The organism is Fastidiosipila sanguinis (genome assembly GCF_002998295.1).
Classification (GTDB): domain Bacteria; phylum Bacillota; class Clostridia; order Saccharofermentanales; family Fastidiosipilaceae; genus Fastidiosipila; species Fastidiosipila sanguinis.
This window is the reverse complement of the sequence record NZ_CP027226.1, coordinates 465,577-485,636: the sequence shown is the minus strand read 5'-3', so window position 1 is coordinate 485,636 and position 20,060 is coordinate 465,577. Positions and strand designations below refer to the sequence as shown.

Sequence of the window (20,060 nt, the reverse complement as noted above, 5' to 3'; positions counted from 1 at the left end):
ATTACTATTTTACATCTCTGTAAAATCCAATTAGAAATTTATCTATTAGCAATTAATCTTCTCTTCTTGTCTTGAATACAAGCATTGCTCCAGAAATTGTTAGCAATATGAATGAAATTATCATTGGCATGGCTGCCTTTTCACCAGTAACTGCTGGTACTTGCGCTGTAGATTTAGGACTATTTGCAATTTTGTTAGCACTTGTGCCTTGAGTATTTGTAACTGTAGTTCCTTTATTGTCATTTGCATCTTTAGTTGTCGTAGGTTCTGTTAATTTTGCACTAGTTTCTAACGTAGTTTGTGATTCTTCTGTGCTTTCAGGACTTATATCTGATGTAGCGGTTGAACTAGTGGTCTCAGTTGAATTATTAGTTCCTGCTTCAGATTTATCTGCAACTTTTCCTATTCCAAATAGAGACAGATGATTGACATCAAAGGTAATAAGTTTTCCTTTTGCATCTTCTGTAATTTCATAGTCAAGCTTTTCTTGTCTTGTTACACCATTTTCAATGATCTCATGAATTAAGACAGTATCAGCTTCAAGTTCTGTGCTTGGTCTGAGGGTAATTGTTAGAGTTGAAGCAGGTTGTACTTTTTTGCCTGCAGAAGTAATTAAATTAATATCAAATACTTCTGTAAAAATATATTTATCACTTACCAGTTCTTTTATATTTTTTCTTTCAACTGTTAGTGTTAGATTTTCTGTTACTTTGTTTTTTAAACTAGCCTGCAAATCTAAGTTCTCTTCCTTAGTCTCAACTTTAAGGCTCGGTTCTTCAACTTCGTCTTCATTACCTGAACCTTGATCTGGCTCTGGAGTAGGTTCTGGAGTTGGTTCAGTTACCTCTGGATCTGTTGGTTCAGTTGCCTCTGGTGTTTGCTCTGGAGTAGGTTCTGGTGTTGGCTCTTCAGTCGGATCTTGACTGTTATCATCGCCACCTTCATTTTCCACTTTACCTAGCACAGTTAAGTTAACATTCAAATTCTGATCGAATAAAGAATCCAAATCCTTTTTCAATTGTGAATCATCATCCGCATCAAAATAGTTCTTATACTTTTCCATAATTGGTGTAGTTAGCTTAATTTCTAAAACTACTTCTGTATCTTTTTCTGGTCTATTAACATCTAGACTTTCATGGCTTAGATATTCTGGATAACTACTTTTAGCAACTCTATATTTCTCTTGCACTTCCCAATTATCTAATGGTGCTGGTGAAATACCGTCACCAACTTTCTCTTTGTAACTGTAAATATACTCAAGTGTATTATCTTCAGGGTTATCTGGGTTTTTGAAGCGAATCTCTTCAAACATACTTAGGTTTTGAACAATTTTATCTGGACCTTCATTTGGTGTATTTTTAGGGTCGCTGTTCAAAGCGTTAAATATGTTTTCTTTCGCTAAATCCATCAACTTTTTATATCTGACTATTTGAGCTTTAATAACATCATAGTCACTTGGTACTAGTATAAGTTCAATGGATTTATTAACTTCTAAATCATAATCTTTATGTTTAAGTGTCATTGTTAAACGTACTTTATGAGGAGCTTCACCATCTTTAGGAAGATTAATACTCAGTTTTGATCCTGTTATACTTGCACCAACATTATCCTTTGGATCTGATATATCTTCAACTTTAAAGAATGAGAATCCTTTACCACTTGTAACATACTTTTTAAAGAGATCCTTAATTCCTACAGAAACTACATTTCCGGAAGAATCTTTTTTATCTCGTCTTATTCTACTTGAATTTGGCAAACCTATATCATGTTTAACATTTTTTGGATCAAATGTTTCATCTTGGTTAGGACTTAAGTAACTCAAAACATTCTGATTAAAATATTTATCAATATCATCTTGCATTTCTTTCTTAAGTTCATCTAAGTCTATCACTGGTTTTGGAATAAGTAGATCAAATGTCTTTTCATATCTAATATGCTCTCCACCTGTCTTACCAAAATTAACTTTTAAAGTTAATTGAACATTTTCATCTGTGGTTGATTGTTCTACCTTTACGGGATAATATGAATAAAACTTATTATTCTTATCTAACCCAGACTGAAGTTTATCTATTTTTAGTTGTTTAGAGTCTGATGACCAAGTTGAATTTAACCAAGACTTATCATTAAGTCCTTTTGGTAATTTAAAATCACTTACAATATTTTGTGGATTTTCATTAGGCTTAATAATTTCTTCTAGACCATTTTCAAAATATTTATCTACTTCATTTTCTAATAGTGCTTGAACTCTATCTTCATCCCAGCGCAATTGTACTGTTTTCTCTTCCGTCTCTAATTTTTCACCGTCTTTTTCTATAATAAATACTGGACGAAGATTAGAAACTCCACTATTTGCTGCACTTGTATTAACATTAGGATCAATAAAGTGGTAATTTAGTTTTCCATCAATATCAATACTTGCTGAATTATTATGTGTAGAAACACTTTCTTTTAGGGATACTTTTACATCTGTGAAGCCATCACCCTTCAATTTTGCTTCAACAAAATCTATTATGTTCTTATCTTTTTTGAACTCAGGTTTTAATAGCCAATAGCTATTAAATTTATCTACTGCAGCTTCCAAAGATTGTGAACTTGCTTGTACTTTAAAATCTACAAAAAATAATGCAATCAGTACAAACGACAAAACGAATGTGAAAAAATGTTTTTTTCTCATAACCTTTCCTTTCCTTGTGACTAAAATTCACAGGTTCAGAAGGTACAAAAACGTAGCACTGAGGCCCAAGACTTAACTTGGTATACAGTTCTACCACTCTTGTAACACTTGCAATGACCCGTTGCGTTGTCACTTTGACTAGGAGGTCTTCCGGCTCATAGAGAGAATCTGTTTACAAATCCTAAGTAGATCCCTTCCCGCTTGTAGCAGTGGTTCTGATCTATTTCCTCTATTTACGGCGGCGGCACCGCATAGGCTTCTAACCTATTTCCCTTATCCTAATCAAAATCAAATTTTTGTTTAATTCTAGCAACAATTATTCTAAAAGGCAATTGAAAAAATCAAATAAATTATACCAAGACCCAATCGATTTTTGACATGTCAATTTCAGTATTACAGTAAGAACATTTTTGGATTTTTTTATATTTTATTATCTGGTGGCTTCCACAATTAATACATGTAAATTGATCTGGTTCATAATAAACTTTACTTACTGTATCTACATCTCTATAGATATCAAATTCATATTTCTCTCTTCCCTCTTTAACTTTTATCGTTGAGCCTTTTGGCTTGAAATTGAGTGTATTAAACATGCATTTAACCGTTACATATTCTTTTCCATTGTGTACTCTATATTTTTCTATATACATATAACCATCAACACCCCTAATGATTTTCTTCTCACTGTGTAAGTGTTCACGATTCATTTGGATTAAATCGGTTACATGCTGCATAAAAATATCATTTGAAAAGTTTTTATCTTTTTTCTTAATTCTCAGCTCGGTAAATTTAGATTTTAAAATTTTATACAACGAAATAAAAAATAAAATAAAAAATAAAAAAGTTAAGATAGCACCTAATGCTAGATATATTTTTAATAAAACTGAATCTGGAATTTCCTCAATAAATATTCCACTTTGATACAAAGCAACAATTACGAATAAGATTAAAAATCCTACAAAAAAATTGGAAATTCCTCTAAAAGCACTCTTGTACTGGAATCTGGAAATCATTAACTTTGTTGCTTCACTTTTATACTCTGTTTCACAATATTCACATTTAAAACCTGTACCAATCCTTCTCAGCTCAGAACCACAGTTTCTACAAGGATTATAAGCATCTTTATCATAAGAAAAAACTTTGTTGCTTTTTATTAAAAACATCGTAATTAGCGCATTCTTGATTCTATTCTTATATACCTTTTTATTTCCTTGACTAATTATTTCAGTAATTTTCCCGGAAGATACCACTATATGCCTATCGACTTTTCCATCCTCTTTTGAAGAGCTAGCAGTGCTTATATTACCCCTTTCATTTAAATCATGAGAAATATTAAATTCTTTCTTTAACCCTAGCTCTTTAAGTAGATTAATTTCATTTCTAAAAATTTCTAATTGTGTACTAGTACAAATATCAGTAACAGCATTAATGTCATTATCCTTATACATTTTTTCTATTTTCTCAAACATTAAAACTTGCTCTTGATCAAAATTTCTATCCATACAAAACTCCCCTTATTAGATATACAAATCAGTAAATTACACAATTACACTTTTAATTATAATTTAATAATTAAAACACTTGTTAGGTTAAATGGTAATTTGTGAAAGAATTAAGTTAAATATTTTAAAAATCCATGGATATCTTAATATAAAGTCTAAATAAAAAATTTTTCACCTTATTATGTTATGATCAGCTTTTGGTATGGTTTTTAGTTATAAAAAGCAAGCATTAAGCTTGCTTACTCTTCGCCTTGTTCAGCTACAATATCAGCAATTTTAGCAAATTGACTTGACTTTTTATCATCAATGTCGACAAATGAAACTTCTTGAAAATATAGTGCATCTAATAAATCTAAGTACTCTTCATCAGAATAACTATGTTGATAATCTATTTTAAAATTATTGTCCTTTAGAAATTTTTTATTTTCGTCACTTAGTATTATTTTCATTTTAGTGCCTCGTTTGCTTCCTAAATTAGAATGTGTTTTGTACCAGTTATCATATTCCCATTTCTGGACTTATAACAATTGTAGAATTATCCCCTATTATTGTATTTCTAAATTAGAAAATACACCCACCATCTCGCCATAGTCTCACTACAAATAATATAATAATTCCGAGTAAAGAACTAAATTAAAGTTAAACAAAAACTTAATAAACTCATTTAAAAATATATTTTGAGTTCACTTTTGAGTTCATTTCAGTTCGTTTTTAGTGAATACCAGCATAATCTAAAAACTATCTAATCGCTGAACCTCTTGCTGAAACCTTTATTAAAAGCACGTTTTAGCACGCTAAAAACAGAAAAACCTGCAACCATAAAGGTTACAGGTTACACTGGCGGAGAAGGAGGGGTTCGAACCCTCGCACGGCGTAAACCGTCTACATCCTTAGCAAGGACGCCCCTTCAGCCTCTTGGGTACTTCTCCATGACTGAATTATTAAATCATTAATTTCAACAGTGATATAGATTATAACTGAATGACTTTAACTGTCAAGAGTATTTATAGAAAAAATTTAAGCATTTCTAAAATAAGTAATTACATTTTTATCCTAGTTATTAGTTTCCTAACATAAAAAATAAACCGTTCCATATAATGAAACGGTTTTATAACTACCATTTATAAGATATTAAGCTTCTTCACCATATAAATTAGTTCTAAAGAATCTAGTTTCATCATCTGGATTATCAAATGCTAATGATGCTTCAGATACACTTGCACCTTCAACAATGTTAATTAATCCGACTAATTGAGATAACTTACTCTTTAGGTTTAGTTTGTTACCGTCATCGGTGATCAAATATACATTTCCTTCACTACTATCAATTAGGTCCATGAAAACTTTCATATCCATGTTATTGATATCAATACTATGTAAATCCATATTTTACCTCCTTAAATACTATGCTATATATTATAGACTAAATAATCTTTTTTAGTATGCTAATTCTACATATAAAGATTTCTTTTCAACCATCTTGATTGCAATTCTACATTATTTACAAAAGTTTTCCAACTTATTTGTAGAACTTTACAGTTCTACTGTAATTTAACATCAGCGATAATATTTTAAATATGTAGAGAAATCAATTTCTTAATAATTTATTCTAAAAAATTAATATTTTTGCATTTTTATTCACTATTTATACTTTAACTAAAGTTACTCTCCCTAAATCATCGGAAGAATCAAATTTTGTAATTAATTCGTAATAATTTTTATGCGTATGTAGTTGACAATAATCCAATTAAAATAGATAATATATCAGACTTGAAAAATATTAAAGGAGGAAATACTATGAACAAGAGTGAATTAGTAAGTTCAGTAGCTGAACTTTCAGGTTTAACAAAGAAAGATTCAGAAGCAGCTGTAAACGCAGTTTTAGAAAGCATTGCTAGCGCTTTGGAAAAAGATGAAAAAGTTGTTTTAGTAGGTTTCGGTACTTTTGAAGTACGTACACGTAAAGCTCGTGAAGGTAGAAATCCTGCAACTCAAGAAACAATTCAAATTCCAGAAAGCAAGAATGCTGCATTCAAAGCAGGTAAAAAATTAAAAGATCGCGTTAACAAGTAATCTTTTTTTATATTGTTATTTTAAACTACTGATAACTACTTACTTTTAGTAATTTATTATCAGTAGTTTTTTATTGTCTAATTTCTTCAAGTTGCAGTTGCTTATACTCTTCTTCAACTTCTCTTATTAACTCAGTGATAATTGTTGTGTTAGTACCATGCAAATTAACTTTTTTAAAAGTGTAATTTAATACCCTGTCTAACTGTCTTCTTCCAGTTTCAAAGGCTTTGCATACTATGCTATAAACTTCTTTATCAGGAATAGTTTTATCATCGTTACTAGCTAAGACAGTCTCAAGAAGCAATTTCAAATAATTAAATCCCTTAAGATGTCTTTGAAACTTATATTTTTCTAGAACTTGTAGTACTGCTTTTTCTTGTAACTTTAATTTATTATAATTATCTGCTTGATAAGCAGCAGCTTCACCGTCTGAAAGAATTTGCATTATGCTGTTAGAGGTCTTATACAAGTTCTTAGATCCATCTACAATATAGTGCATCTTACCACCGCCATCTGCATAGCCAATATAGCCATTCCTTCTCATAATCTCTGATATGTGATTCATAAGATCTTTACTACTAGAAGATATGTAAAATTCGTAGGCTTTAATCTCTGGATTAAAGTCTGTGCTCTTTTTCATTAATTCAACTCCTTTGTCTTTTGAACAACTTTCCTTTGGAGTTTTATTTTCACCCAAAAAAGCAAAAAGTCCAAATGGTTATATACACAATTTGGACTTAATAATTAAATTTACACAAATTACTTTTTTAACACTAGTTTGATAATTAAAGCTCAAAGACTTTTTTTAAAACTTTAGCTAAGCCATCTTTATCATGATGATCAGCAACTATATCTGCATGTGATTTAACTTCTGCTGTAGCATTCTCCATTGCTACGGCAAGTCCAGACTTCTCTAACATACTAATATCATTCATTTGATCACCTAGAGTCATTACATCTTTCATATCTATACCAAGTGATTTTGCTAGATATTCTACTGCTTCGCCTTTACTTGTATGCTCTGGAATGAGGTCTGCTGTCCCGTGACTTGATACAACCAAATCTACACCTTCAATTTGACTTAATTCCATTCCTAGCGCAGAATTATGGTCTTCACCTTCCTCAAATCGAATAAAGGTCTTATTAATTGGTTCCTGTGGAATTCCGCCTTCTACCTGATCTAAACAGATTATCTCAACCGGAACTTGCTCTCCACTTTCTGCAATTCTATTATATTTTTTAATAACCTCAATTCTTTTGCTACCATTTGAATAATAAACTTTATCCAAAGTATAGAACAAGTAATCTGCTGAATACTTGGAACAAATTTGATGAATTCGTTCTAATTGTTCCTGACTTAAAACCTTAGAATATAAAGGTTCTTTTTCACCAAGATAGCGCATAGCTGCACCATTACAACTAATTATAGGTAATTCCAATTCAACTTCTTGAGCGAAATGCCAAGTCATCTTATCCATTCTACCTGTTGCAAAGGTGAATTTAATTCCTTTATCCTTAAGCTTAAGCACGGCTTCTTTGTTCAATTCATTCAAATGACTCTCAGCATTTAATAATGTTCCATCCAAATCACTAACTACTAATTTAATGTTTCTATAGTCCAAAATTTTTCCCCACAATCTATATAATTTTTCATCTAGAATCTTACTAGTCTCTCTAGTACCTTATAGGTAAATCAGCCCATTCAGTTCCATCATGTTTAAATGTAACCAAATCTATATATTCAACCGGCTCATTAGGGTTACCAAATATCCAAGAATCTAAAACAGCCAGTTCTTTAAGCAAAGCTGCTCCTAGTTGTTGACGATGATTACCATTAATATCTATTCTCGAAGCGGACCAGTTGGTATAGTATAAATAACCTTTATGATAAAATAAGTAACTTGCCAAATCTGAGCTGATCAAGCTTGCGCTCTGTCCTTCATTGTCAGTCCTATAAATATTGCCACCTTTATCTAAATCAAGATAAAATAAGTTACTATACTCATCTATTACTAGTTCTGCAAATCTTCCTTCTTTGAGGACCTTGTCTTCACCAGTTTCACCATTTCTATTTAATGATTGTTTATGTAAAAATCTACTTTCATTTTCAATATAGTATATATTTTCCGGATCTAGAACATACTGGAACACTGGTTTAACATTAATAACTTTATGTCCTGAACCATCTAAGTTTATTTGATTGAAACTATTGTTATTTTTATTGATGAAGTAAATTTTATCGCCATAAACAACTAAATCTCTAACAGCTTCTCCTGACCAAATTTTCTCAATAGTACTTGCATCAGTCTTGACTCTATAGATTGTTTCATTATCATCTAAATTAATAAAATAAACCCAATCACCTTTTACATTTATACCTTTTGATACCGTACTTGTTAACTGAGTTGCATCGCTCAAATTATCAACTGGGGCCTTGTAAATAAAGTGATTGTAAGAGCTTTGGAAATAAATAATATCTCCTTGTTGCGCTGCTAATCCCATATTTCTAGAATTATCAAAAGAGTTTCCCTGAATATTATATTCTAGTTTTGGCAATTCTTCGTCAGCAGCTAAAAGCTTAACTCTTGTGTTCCAAAACTTAATTAAATCATCTTTTCGTGCATATAGAGTATAAAGATTTTTTAGAACATCTACTTGAGTGTCATCCATACTTAGACTTTTTTCTAATTGCTCAATAAGATTGTCTGTATCTAAATTATCCTTTGAGAGTTCAATAACTTTATTTAATTGTTTAACAGTCAAATTATCTACACCTGATTTATAGATTTCCATGAACTTGACATCATCACCATTTAATAAAGCAAGTTCTAGTGCTAGACTCCTAAGTTTCTGGCTGTTAGGGTATTTAGCCATAGCATTACTTAGACTTACTTGTGCTTGATCTAAATAATTATTACTTATGAGACCACTTATAAGGCTAGTGAAATCTTCTTCAGCATCGAGTAATTCTGGATTTTTATCTACCAAACTCTGTGCTAAGCCATAATCCTCAGTGTTTAATGCGTAAATAAATAAGGATTTAGTATATCTATCCTTATCTTCATCAAGTTCTGCTAATTTATCCATTATAGATTTAGCTTTTTCACGATCTCCTTGCATCAACGCAACATTAACCATTCCATATTGTGCATTAATATTGTTATTATCTTCTGCTAGAATACTGGCATAAATACGTTCAGCTTTCTCGTCATCTCCTGCTTCTACAGCCTGATTAGCCTCGCTTAGACTACTTGAGTACTTAATATTACTATCAAAATAATACTTATAAAGATAAAATAATAATATTGAAATAATTATCAATATTAAAAATAAGATAACTATAATCTTATTTTTATTTTCTTTATTACTCATTGCACATTCTCCACTTTACTAAAATGATAAATAAAATTAGTTCTTTTACAAATTTTAACTTGATATTCTTGACCTTCCAAGGGCCTTTCTTCAAAGGAACTATACTTGTAAATTCTTCCATCTTTTGTTTTAAGTTTTGAGAAGGTTTGAAGTTCTGAAACTAAAATATTTTGGGTCTCTGTTTTTTTAGCCAGCATATCAATAGCATCTAATCCTATTGGAACTGACATAACAATAACAATAGTCAAAAGTAATCCAACTATTGTAGGAAGGAAAAATTGATATTTTCTCTTACAATTGCTTGGTTTAAACCTATCCACTATAAACAAAAACCCTATCAATAAAATAATTATTAATAAAACTATAACCCCTGCGGATATCATGAAAAACTTCATACTATAAATCCTCTCTGAACTTCTCAGGTTTGTTTAAAGCTTCAATAAATTCATTTTCATTTATTATTTTAATATCTAGATTCAATGCTTTATCTAACTTGCTACCAGCATTTTCACCAGCCAGAAGGAAATTAACATTTTTCGAAACTGAAGATAATACTTGGGCTCCTAGTTCTTTAAGTTTCAACTCCGCTTCTTGTCTCTTATAATTTTCTAAAGTACCAGTAACAACAGCTTTTAATCCAGTCCAAGGTAATTCACTTTCTGCCTCTCTACTAGCCTGATCTTTGTAACTATATGATTTGAAATTAAGCCCTAAACTTCTAAACTTCTCTATTAGTTCTAGATTTATTGGATTATTAAAATATTCTACAATAGCATTTGCAGACGCCTGCCCAACTCCAGGTATATCTTCTAAATTTGCTGCAGTCATCATCATAAGTGTATCGATATCTGGAACCACCTCTGAAATTAAACTAGCTGTATTTGCTCCAATAAACTGAATTCCTAACGCTGCTAAGAAGTTCTCCATAGAGTTGTTCTTACTTGATTCAATCGCTTCTAAAAGTTTATCTATGCTCTTTTCCCCATAACCCGGGAGCTTAAGTAAATCATCTCGATGATTCTTTAACAAATAAATATCTGCCAAATCATTTATTAAGCCTAAATCCAAGAATAATTCTATATTTTTTTCGCCAAGTCCATCTATATACATACAGTTTCTAGAAACGAAATGTTCAAGTTTTCTTTTAAGTTTAGCTGGACAATCTTCATTCACACAAATTCTCGCTGCTTCACCTGTCTTTCTGACAGCATCGGCTCCACAGACTGGACATGTGAGCGGCATCATAAACTTCTCTGTATTTATAGGTCTTTTATCAAAAACGACTGTGCTAATTTCTGGTATAACATCACCAGCTTTTTGCACCTTAACCATATCACCAATCCTTATATCTTTTTCCGCAATATAGTCCTCATTATGCAAAGTGGCTTTTGAAACAGTTGATCCGTCTACTACAACTGGATTTAGAATGGCCAAAGGTGTGAGCTTACCGCTTCTACCAACATTCACCTGAATATCTAACAATTTAGTTTCTACTTGTTCTGGTGGATACTTATAAGCAGCTGCCCAGCGTGGATATTTACTAGTTGAACCCAGCTTCTCCCTGTCTTTCAGTGAATTAAGTTTTATAACAGCTCCATCAATTCCATAGTCCAGTCTAGATCTTCGTTCCTCAATTTCAATTATTAAATTATCTATTTCTTCAGTTGTTCTGGCAACTTTTTCCAAGTCAATTATTTTGAATCCATTTCTGGCAAGGAACTTCAGAGTTTCCTGATGTGTAGAGAACTCCATCCCTTCTACCAGTTGTATATTAAAACAAAATAGCGATAAATCTCTATTTGCAGTTATTTTAGGATCTAACTGTCTTAAAGAACCTGCAGCAGCGTTTCTAGGATTGGCAAAAAGTTTAACACCATTTTTTTCCTGAATTTCATTCAATCTAATAAACGCAGATTTAGTCATATAGATTTCTCCACGAACTACTAGTCGCTCTGGCTTATCATGCAGCATTACTCTCGGCACATCGGAAATTTCTAGTAGGTTTAAAGTAACATCCTCACCAACTAAACCATCTCCTCTAGTTGCTCCTCGAACAAATATACCTTTTTCATATTCCAAAGAAACTGATAGACCATCTATCTTTTCTTCCACGACAAATTCAGCTTCGTATGATAGCTCTCTTTGAGTTCTTCTAACAAAGCTGTCAATATCTTCTACTGAGAAGAAATCTTGCAAACTTTCCATTTTGACGTCATGATTAACTTTTGAAAAAACTTCAGAAGCTTTGCCACCAACTTTTATGGTAGGTGAATCTATCTCTTGCCATTCTGGATGTTCTTGCTCCAATTCTTCTAGCTCATGTAATAGCTGATCGTACACAAAATCTGAAACTTCAGATTGGTCATGATTATAATAAGCATCATTTAAAGCTAAAACACGATCTTTCAAATCCAAGTAATATTTATGATCTTTCTTTGGAGATTCATTCATTTTTAAAGTGCGCCAACCTCTTCGTATGGATCAATTTCTTCTAAAATCTCTAATAGAACAGCAATTTCCTCAGCGGTCATGGAAATTCCCTTGCTCATTCTGCTGTGGTCTTCTGACCAATCTCTAATATCTATCTTTGGATTAGCATCATTCCAGCTAACCACATTAACTTCACGATTCCAACCGGAACGACCACTAGATAAAACTCCTAATTGTTTTTTAATTTCAAATTTAAATTCTTTTTTCTCTGCCATCTTCTTCCTCCCTTTTCATCTTACATTCAAGTGTACTCTCATTTTTTCAACTTCGAAGATAAGACAATAATATACTTTTATTAATATATTTTACTATATATACTATCTTATGAAAGAGTATTAGATATTTAAGTTTTTATCAACATTTTAGTTTTATATAATAGCTAAAGTGATTTATAATGTTAGCTAAATAGTAACTAATAATTAGTTTCATAATTATATGAATTATATGGAGGAACAAATGCTTTTAATTAATGCAAAAATCTATGATGAAGATTTTATTCTACGTCCTTATGATGTAAGAGTAAAAGATGGTAAGTTTAGTGAGATTGCAATTCGTGGAACTCTAACTGCAGAGCCAAATGAGACAGTTTTGGATTTATCTGGTAAAATCCTAGCTCCTGGACTTATTGATCAACACACACATGGTGCACTTAGCCGAGACACTATGGATGCAGACTCTGAATCAATTGAGATTATCAGTCGTCACTTAGCTGCACATGGTATTACTTCTTTCTTACCTACAACAATGACAATGGGTAACGAGCATATTAACGCTGTATTTGACAATCAACCTGAGACTACAAGTGGTGCTGAAGTATTAGGCTACCACATGGAAGGTCCATTTATTAATGTTGAGAAAAAAGGTGCCCAAAACCCTGAATACGTTCGTGGTGGTACTATGGAAGAAATGAATGAGTTCCTTTCAAAAGCAAATGTCCTTCTCATTGACATTGCTCCTGAAGTTAATAATAACCAGGAATTTATTAAAGAACTATCTGATAAAGTTATTTGTCAAGTGGGTCACTGTATGGCAACATATGAGGATACTCTAGAAGCAATGAAGAATGGTGCTCGTGGTCTTTGTCATGGTTTCAACGCTATGCCAGGTATTCATCACCGTAATCCAGGTCCACTGATGGCATCTTTGGAATTAGGTAACTATACTGAAATTATCGCTGACGGTCTTCACATTAATCCTGCCGTCGTATATGCAGCATACAAGATGTTTGGTCCAGAGCGTATGATTTTGATTAGTGATGCTCTTAAGACTACTGGTAACCCAGATGGGGAATACATGTTCGGTGGTCAGCCTATTGTTGTTACCGATGGTGTAGCAAGGGTTAAAGCAACAGGCGATATCGCTGGTGGTAGTTCCAACGTATGGCAAGAAGTAAGAAACTGTGTATCATGGGGTATTCCTCAAGCAGATGCCCTACGCATGGGATCTTTGACTCCTGCAACTTATCTAGGTGTCGCTGATAGAAAAGGATCTATCTCCTTAGGCAAAGATGCTGACTTCGTCATCACAGATTCAGAACTAGAAATATACGATGTCTACTTAAAAGGCAGAAGATTCGAATAATAAAAAATATCTTTTTAGCAAATAAAAAGCTCCGAAATCATATCTTTCGGAGCTTTGTTTTTTGTATTTATATTAATACCTTGTTACTTTAATTCTTGTAAACGTTTTTGTACTAGCGCCAACTTACTTTCAACATCAGCGAGTTTCTCTCTTTCCTTATTGACAACTGCTTCAGGAGCTCTGCTAACGAAACTTTCATTTGAAAGTACTTTTTGACTGTGCTCTAACTCTCCAATAAGTTTAGCTTCTTCTTGTTCTAGTCTTAATTTCTCTTTTTCCGGATCTGCAATATCCTCTGCTGGGATCAAGATCTGACCACCCTTGAAAATAATACTAAAATGTTCTTTAGGTAAATTATCCTCTTCTTGAACATGAAGCTCACCTACTCCAGCTAAACGTTGAATATAGCTTCTAGCAGTATTAAAGTAATCAGCTAATTCTTGATTTTCACATAAGGCATATGCTCTAATCTCTTGCTTGTTACTGACTTCATTTTCAGCCCTTATATTTCTAATCTGACGTATTACATCGAATAAGACTGACATGTGTTCTTCTGCTTCTTTATCAATATAATTAGTATCAGCAATTGGCCAATCAGTTAGCATAATGCTCTTATCTGCATCTAGGTATTGATAAATCTCTTCAGTAACAAATGGCATAAATGGATGTAACAGGGTCATTGCTGTCTTTAAGACATAAACAATTGTCGCTTGTGCTGTTTCTCTACTCTTATTATCTTTGTCTGCAAATCTAGGTTTTAGCATTTCAATGTACCAGTCACAAAATTCATCCCATAAGAATTGATAAATATCTGCTAAAGCTAATCCTAGTTCATATTTTTCTAGATTTTTATTTACCTCTGCAATAACTGTATTAAGTCTTGATAATATCCATTTATCTTCAAGTTGCAATAGCTCTTTATCTAGAACATATTCATTAATTGCTTTTCCTTCATCTAAGTTCATCATTACAAAACGGAAAGCATTCCAGATCTTAGTCACAAAAGCTCTACCGGATTCTACAGTCTGCTCCTGGAATCTTTGATCATTTCCTGGTGCAGTACCATTTATTAACGAGTAACGCAAAGCATCAGTACCATATTTAGCAATAACTTCTAGTGGGTCTACACCATTATTTAATGACTTACTCATCTTACGGCCTTGAGCATCTCTGACAATTCCATGAATCAAGACAGTATCAAATGGCTTTTCACCAGTATGTTTAAGTCCTGAGAAAATCATTCTTGCTACCCAGAAGAAAATAATATCGTAACCTGTAGCTAGAGTATTTGTTGGATAGAAATATTTCAATTCAGGAGTCTCATCTGGCCAACCTAAGGTTGAGAAAGGCCACAATGCTGAACTAAACCATGTATCCAAAGTATCTTCATCTTGTACTAAATCTGTACCTGCACATTTAGGGCAATTTGCAGGTTTTTCCATGGCAACAATAGTTTCTTCGCAATCTGAATTCTGGCAGTAATATGCTGGTATTCTATGTCCCCACCATAACTGTCTTGAGATACTCCAGTCTTGGATGTTTTCCATCCAATTAAAGTAAGTTTTCTCAAAGTGCTCTGGAACAAATTTAATCTCACCATTTCTGACTACTTCAATTGCTGGCTCTGCTAATTCCTTCATAGATACAAACCATTGAACAGAAGCACGTGATTCAATAACAGTTCCACATCTTTGACAAGTTCCAACATTATGTTTAATTGCATCAATCTTCTCAAGCACACCTAAGTCTTGAAGATCTTTAACAATTACCTTACGACATTCGTCTCGGCTCATACCTTCATACTTGCCAGCTTTATCATTCATATTTCCAAATTTATCAATAACTTCAATAAATTCAAGATCATGTCTTTGTCCTATAGCAAAGTCATTTGGATCATGAGCTGGAGTAATCTTAACTTGTCCTGTACCAAAATCTAGAGAAACATAATCATCAGCTACAATAGGAATCTTTCTTCCCACAATAGGTAAAATTACTTCTTTTCCAATTAAGTGTGTATAACGTTCATCATTTGGGTTGACAGCTACAGCTGTATCACCTAGAAGTGTCTCTGGTCTTGTTGTAGCAATTTGAATACTCCCACTTCCATCTGCTAAAGGATAATTGATATACCAGAGACTACTGTCTCTCTCCTCGTGAACAACTTCAATATCACTAATATTTGTAACACAATTAGGACACCAGTTACCCATTCTTAGTCCACGATAAATCAACCCTTCATTATATAGGTTAACGAAAACTTGCAAAACAGCTCTACTCATACCTTCATCTAGAGTAAATCTTTCACGTTCCCAGTCTGTAGAAGCTCCAAGTTTTCTTAATTGCTTACTAATCTTGCTACCATATTTTTCTTTCCAGGCCCAAGCTTCCTTAAGGAATTCTTCACGACCGATTTCTTCTTTAGTCTTTCCTTCGGCTCTAATTTTATCAACAACTTTTGCCTCAGTAGCAATTGAAGCGTGGTCAGTTCCTGGTTGCCACAAAGTCTCATAGCCTTGCATTCTACGCCATCTAATGATGATATCTTGAGTTGTGGTATCTAAAGCATGACCCATATGCAACTGCCCTGTAATATTTGGTGGTGGCATCATAATCGTAAATGGCTTTTTATCCGGATTAACTTCTGCGTGGAAGTAACCAGATTTTTCCCAATTTTCATAGATCTTATCTTCTCTATCATTAAAATCAAATTTACTTGGAATATTATCTATATTTCTCATAAATCCTCCTACTTATAGTTTTTACACAAAATAACAAAAAGCAACTAACATCCTTCCGGACGAAAAGTTGCTTTCCGCGGTACCACCGGTATTTCTGGCAGTCTAAACTGCACAAACACTCAATTCTAAATTGTCTTGCAACTCCGTAGGCGACTTCAGTCCATATACTTAGTTTCTTCCAGCATCTAGAATTATTTATCTAGCGAAACCTCTCTGTAAAGCAGTGACGGTCTTACTACTCCTACTTCAACATTGCTTAATAAAATAACTTATTATTTATTATTCAAATTTATTATAGTTTTGAAGCTGCTGCCTCATCTACTAACACTGTTACATCTGGGTGTACTTGTAAAATTGAAGCTTGTACTTCTGGAGAAATTGCTCCATTAACCATAGCTGCTACAGCATCTGCCTTAGCTTCACCAAATGCGATTAATAGAATACTCTTAGCCTTCATTATTGAACCTGTGCCCATACTAATTGCTGTTGTAGGCACTTCATCTTTTGATTCAAAGAATCTTGAGTTAGCTTCAATTGTTTCATCGGTTAAATCAACTACATGTGTCATAGGTGCGAAGTTATCAGATGGCTCATTAAATCCAATGTGTCCATTTCCACCTAAACCAAGAAGTTGTAAATCTATACCACCATAAGATTCAATTAATTCTTCGTAATCATAGCATTCAGCTTCTGGATTTTCTGCTACACCATTTGGAATGAAGAATTGATCTTCCTCAATATCAACATGGTTGAATAATTTCTCTTTCATAAAGTAATTATAACTTTGTGGATGTTCGCCATCTAGACCAATGTACTCATCCAAGTTAAAGGTACTTACGTCAGCGAATGAAATAACACCTTCTTGATACAAACGCACTAAATTTTTGTAAGTTAATTCTGGAGAACTACCTGTTGCTAAGCCCAATACTGAATTTGGTTTTTGCAAAATTTGAGCAGCTATTATTGTTGCCGCTGCACTACTAGCAGTTTCCTTGTCTTTGTAAATCATTACGTTCATAAATACACCTCTACTTTATAAAGTTTATAATCTTACCTGAACCATGTTTCGGCTCACAGTAGTACAACAATAATATCATAAATTAAACAATATTTGAATTCACTTTAATTAATACTTTTAATTATAATTCAAAATATAATTCTAATAATTTCTATTATTTTAAGCTCTCAAATATGCATATGTTACACCTGCATCACCGTCGCCAAATTCTGCCAATTCATATTTAACAACTCGTCTATCTTTTCGCAGGAACTCGTGAACAGCTTGTTTAAGTGCACCTGTACCTTTACCGTGTACAATCCTTACTCTTTCAACGTTAGCTAAGACTGCATCATCAATGTAATCATCAAGTTTATATAAGGCCTCTTCAACTGTATCTCCTAGTAATTTTATTTCTGGACTAAAATTACTTCTAACTTTAGATCTAACTGATCTACTTTGTTGTTTTGACTTATCATCTACTTTTGCTTTGCCACGACTAGCTTCCAAAGCCGATAATGGCAATGTAACCGTCAATTGACCTGACTTAAACTGCACCTGACTTTGCTTATCTGGCTCGGTTATTATTGTACCTTCTAGTCCTAAACTAGGAGCAAATGCATCATCACCCATTCCTAATTCTTTTGATTTCTCATTAACCTTGCCACTATAAGCTTTAAACTTTTGTAAAGTATCAGCACCAATCTCTGCCTCAACATCTTTAAGTTCACTACGAAGCATTGATCTAAGTGCTTTTATATCATCAAAATCTACGTTTTCTAGTTTCTTTAATTTGTTTTCAAAATCAGTAATAAGCTCATCTACAGCTTGACTTTGTTGCTTTAGCATTGATCTTTTTTCATTTCTGGTGTCACTATTGAGCTTATACTTAGCTGCCTCATACTGTTCTTTAATTTGTTTTGTCTTGTTAATCTCTGAATCTAGATCTCTTTGCAAGATTTCATTCTCTTCTCTAATCTTTTCAAGTTCTAATCTACTTTCTTCAATTTCACGAAGAACTTTCTCGAAGTTGATTTCATCTTCACTTAACTGTTCTCTAGCTTTAGCAATTATTTCTCCATTTAATCCCATTCTCTTCGCTATAGAAAAAGCATGAGATGTGCCTGGTACTCCTACTAATACTCTATACGTAGGCATCAAAGTCTTTTCATCAAACTCCATAGAAGCATTCTCTACACCAGGAGTTTCTAGTGCATATACTTTTAGTTCTTTATAATGAGTAGTTACTAAGGTTACAGCATTTTTACTTTGTAAATAATCCAACACTGAAATCGCTAAAGCTGCACCTTCTTTAGGGTCTGTTCCAGAACCTAACTCATCAACAAGAACTAAAGTTTGCTCATTAACATTTTCTGTAATTGTAACTAAACTCTGCATATGAGCGGAGAAAGTAGATAAATCTTCAGCAATACTTTGCTCATCACCAATGTCTGTGAAAATTTGTTCAAAAACAGATACTTCTGAATTAGCAGCAGCCGGTATATGAAGCCCGCTCATAGCCATAAGTGTAAGCAATCCACAGGTTTTTAGAGAAACAGTTTTACCACCTGTATTTGGTCCAGTAATTAGTAAACTTCTAAAACCATCACCTAGGCTCAAGTCTATAGGAACCACTTGGTCTGTTTCAATATGTGGATGTCTAGCCTTTATAAGATTAATATGCCCTTTATTATTTAACTTAGGTTGAATTGCTTTCATTTTTCTTGCTAAGCTTGCTTTGGCCTGCATAAAGTCAAGCTTTGCCATAATTGAATTATTGTCGATTATTAAATCTGCATCTTCTCTAACAAGCTGAGTTAAATCCGAAAGAATTCTCCATATCTCTCTTTCTTCTTCTGCATATAGCTCTCTTAAATTATTATTTGCTTCAACGACTGCAAGAGGCTCTATAAATAATGTTTGACCACTCTGTGAGCTATCATGAACAATACCTGGTATTTTATGTTTATTCTCTGCCTTAACTGGTATTACATAACGTCCCCTTCTCAAGGTTACAATTTGCTCTTGCAGAATATCTGATGACTTCTCTAAAATCTTACTCAAATCACGTTTAATGCGTTCTTGAACTTTCTTAATCTCTGTTCTAATGCGTCTCAAATTAGGACTAGCATTTTCAGCGATTTCATCAGTAGATAAAACTACCCTACTTAATGTTTTTTCCAGTCTATTTAAAACAACTAATCTTTCAATTTCATGATAAAAATTATTATCTTCTAAGTAATAATCTGAATCTTCACTAGGATTTAATTTACTAACTTCAGTAATTTTTTCTAAAAAAACACGTATATAATAAAGCTCTTCTAAATTCAAAACAGAAGAGCTAACTTTTGCTTTTTTTGCTTTCTTAATTGATTCTGTAATTTCTGGGAAAGAACTTATCACTGATCCATCTCTTTGGACCAGAACTTTAAGGGTATCAGCTGTATCTTTTTGTCTATGTAGGACCTCTTCTATATCTGAGCTTGCTTCAAGATTCAGGCAAATCTCTTTACCGGAAGCAGACTTTGCATATTCCACAAGTTTATTTAAAACTTCAGGGAATTCTAAATTATCTTGTGCTCTTATATATAAATCTTTTGCTGCTGACAAAAGGGCACCTCCAATTAAGCGAG

15 protein-coding genes, 1 tRNA gene and 1 riboswitch are annotated in these 20,060 nt (G+C 32.9%); of the genes, 2 read left to right on the top strand and 14 right to left on the bottom strand.

From position 1 onward, the window contains the following. Window positions 1-52: 52 nt before the first annotated feature. The 5 genes from C5Q98_RS01990 to C5Q98_RS01970 all read right to left on the bottom strand — a co-directional run bounded on the left by C5Q98_RS01990 (window position 53) and on the right by C5Q98_RS01970 (window position 5,562). Window positions 53-2,674: a hypothetical protein gene (locus C5Q98_RS01990; RefSeq protein WP_106012062.1), complete on the bottom strand. Its 2,622-nt coding sequence runs from the start codon at window positions 2,672-2,674 to the stop codon at window positions 53-55. A gap of 123 nt (window positions 2,675-2,797) precedes the next feature. After that, window positions 2,798-3,000, bottom strand: a riboswitch (cobalamin riboswitch). Between the two features lie 24 nt (window positions 3,001-3,024). Then, complete coding sequence (locus C5Q98_RS01985) at window positions 3,025-4,176, bottom strand: hypothetical protein (RefSeq protein WP_106012061.1); 1,152 nt, start codon at window positions 4,174-4,176, stop codon at window positions 3,025-3,027. Window positions 4,177-4,415: 239 nt separating this feature from the next. Further along, a complete protein-coding gene (locus C5Q98_RS01980; protein WP_106012060.1) occupies window positions 4,416-4,625 on the bottom strand; it encodes a hypothetical protein in 210 nt (69 codons plus the stop codon). Window positions 4,626-5,014: 389 nt separating this feature from the next. Beyond that, window positions 5,015-5,105 (bottom strand) — tRNA-Ser (locus C5Q98_RS01975). Between the two features lie 202 nt (window positions 5,106-5,307). Continuing rightward, the gene (locus tag C5Q98_RS01970; protein ID WP_106012059.1) at window positions 5,308-5,562 is read right to left on the bottom strand and encodes a hypothetical protein; all 255 of its coding nucleotides are present in this window, start codon (window positions 5,560-5,562) and stop codon (window positions 5,308-5,310) included. Between the two features lie 393 nt (window positions 5,563-5,955). Between C5Q98_RS01970 and C5Q98_RS01965 the strand changes: the two genes are divergently transcribed. After that, on the top strand, window positions 5,956-6,249 hold the full coding sequence (locus tag C5Q98_RS01965) for an HU family DNA-binding protein (protein ID WP_479723666.1): 294 nt from the start codon (window positions 5,956-5,958) through the stop codon (window positions 6,247-6,249). Between the two features lie 70 nt (window positions 6,250-6,319). On the opposite strand, the gene C5Q98_RS01960 is transcribed toward C5Q98_RS01965, so the two are convergent. The 6 genes from C5Q98_RS01960 to C5Q98_RS01935 form a co-directional block, all read right to left on the bottom strand. Continuing rightward, the gene (locus tag C5Q98_RS01960; RefSeq protein WP_106012057.1) at window positions 6,320-6,889 is read right to left on the bottom strand and encodes a hypothetical protein; all 570 of its coding nucleotides are present in this window, start codon (window positions 6,887-6,889) and stop codon (window positions 6,320-6,322) included. A 145-nt stretch (window positions 6,890-7,034) separates the two neighbouring features. Next, window positions 7,035-7,871 carry an HAD family hydrolase gene (locus tag C5Q98_RS01955; protein WP_158695679.1) on the bottom strand — a complete coding sequence of 279 codons (837 nt, stop codon included), beginning with the start codon at window positions 7,869-7,871 and terminating at the stop codon, window positions 7,035-7,037. A 52-nt stretch (window positions 7,872-7,923) separates the two neighbouring features. After that, window positions 7,924-9,621, bottom strand: coding sequence for a DUF5050 domain-containing protein (locus C5Q98_RS01950; protein ID WP_106012055.1), 1,698 nt, complete (start codon window positions 9,619-9,621; stop codon window positions 7,924-7,926). Next, window positions 9,618-10,016, bottom strand: coding sequence for a hypothetical protein (locus C5Q98_RS01945; RefSeq protein ID WP_106012054.1), 399 nt, complete (start codon window positions 10,014-10,016; stop codon window positions 9,618-9,620). The genes C5Q98_RS01950 and C5Q98_RS01945 overlap by 4 nt, the downstream gene beginning before the upstream one ends. Window position 10,017: 1 nt before the next feature. Continuing rightward, complete coding sequence (ligA, locus tag C5Q98_RS01940) at window positions 10,018-12,072, bottom strand: NAD-dependent DNA ligase LigA (RefSeq protein ID WP_106012053.1); 2,055 nt, start codon at window positions 12,070-12,072, stop codon at window positions 10,018-10,020. Between the two features lie 2 nt (window positions 12,073-12,074). Beyond that, complete coding sequence (locus C5Q98_RS01935) at window positions 12,075-12,326, bottom strand: YdbC family protein (RefSeq protein WP_106012052.1); 252 nt, start codon at window positions 12,324-12,326, stop codon at window positions 12,075-12,077. Between the two features lie 241 nt (window positions 12,327-12,567). On the opposite strand from C5Q98_RS01935, the gene nagA reads away from it, so the two are divergent. After that, complete coding sequence (gene nagA, locus C5Q98_RS01930; protein ID WP_158695678.1) at window positions 12,568-13,692, top strand: N-acetylglucosamine-6-phosphate deacetylase; 1,125 nt, start codon at window positions 12,568-12,570, stop codon at window positions 13,690-13,692. Between the two features lie 83 nt (window positions 13,693-13,775). Here nagA and C5Q98_RS01925 read toward each other — a convergent pair whose 3' ends face one another. The 3 genes from C5Q98_RS01925 to C5Q98_RS01915 all read right to left on the bottom strand — a co-directional run bounded on the left by C5Q98_RS01925 (window position 13,776) and on the right by C5Q98_RS01915 (window position 20,037). Beyond that, the gene (locus C5Q98_RS01925; protein ID WP_106012050.1) at window positions 13,776-16,430 is read right to left on the bottom strand and encodes a valine--tRNA ligase; all 2,655 of its coding nucleotides are present in this window, start codon (window positions 16,428-16,430) and stop codon (window positions 13,776-13,778) included. 292 nt (window positions 16,431-16,722) lie between these two features. Next, window positions 16,723-17,448, bottom strand: a complete 726-nt coding sequence (gene nagB, locus C5Q98_RS01920; RefSeq protein WP_106012049.1) for a glucosamine-6-phosphate deaminase — start codon at window positions 17,446-17,448, stop codon at window positions 16,723-16,725. A gap of 159 nt (window positions 17,449-17,607) precedes the next feature. Beyond that, window positions 17,608-20,037: an endonuclease MutS2 gene (locus C5Q98_RS01915; protein ID WP_158695677.1), complete on the bottom strand. Its 2,430-nt coding sequence runs from the start codon at window positions 20,035-20,037 to the stop codon at window positions 17,608-17,610. Window positions 20,038-20,060 lie beyond the last annotated feature (23 nt).

Bases quoted from the DNA above. Each gene is read 5' to 3' on its own strand.
- nagB (WP_106012049.1), bottom strand. From the start codon at position 17,448: ATGAACGTAATGATTTACAAAGACAAGGAAACTGCTAGTAGTGCAGCG.
- C5Q98_RS01935 (WP_106012052.1), bottom strand. From the start codon at position 12,326: ATGGCAGAGAAAAAAGAATTTAAATTTGAAATTAAAAAACAATTAGGA.
- C5Q98_RS01990 (WP_106012062.1), bottom strand. From the start codon at position 2,674: ATGAGAAAAAAACATTTTTTCACATTCGTTTTGTCGTTTGTACTGATT.
- C5Q98_RS01970 (WP_106012059.1), bottom strand. From the start codon at position 5,562: ATGGATTTACATAGTATTGATATCAATAACATGGATATGAAAGTTTTC.
- C5Q98_RS01945 (WP_106012054.1), bottom strand. From the start codon at position 10,016: ATGAAGTTTTTCATGATATCCGCAGGGGTTATAGTTTTATTAATAATT.
- C5Q98_RS01960 (WP_106012057.1), bottom strand. From the start codon at position 6,889: ATGAAAAAGAGCACAGACTTTAATCCAGAGATTAAAGCCTACGAATTT.
- C5Q98_RS01980 (WP_106012060.1), bottom strand. From the start codon at position 4,625: ATGAAAATAATACTAAGTGACGAAAATAAAAAATTTCTAAAGGACAAT.
- nagA (WP_158695678.1), top strand. From the start codon at position 12,568: ATGCTTTTAATTAATGCAAAAATCTATGATGAAGATTTTATTCTACGT.
- C5Q98_RS01985 (WP_106012061.1), bottom strand. From the start codon at position 4,176: ATGGATAGAAATTTTGATCAAGAGCAAGTTTTAATGTTTGAGAAAATA.
- ligA (WP_106012053.1), bottom strand. From the start codon at position 12,072: ATGAATGAATCTCCAAAGAAAGATCATAAATATTACTTGGATTTGAAA.
- C5Q98_RS01950 (WP_106012055.1), bottom strand. From the start codon at position 9,621: ATGAGTAATAAAGAAAATAAAAATAAGATTATAGTTATCTTATTTTTA.
- C5Q98_RS01925 (WP_106012050.1), bottom strand. From the start codon at position 16,430: ATGAGAAATATAGATAATATTCCAAGTAAATTTGATTTTAATGATAGA.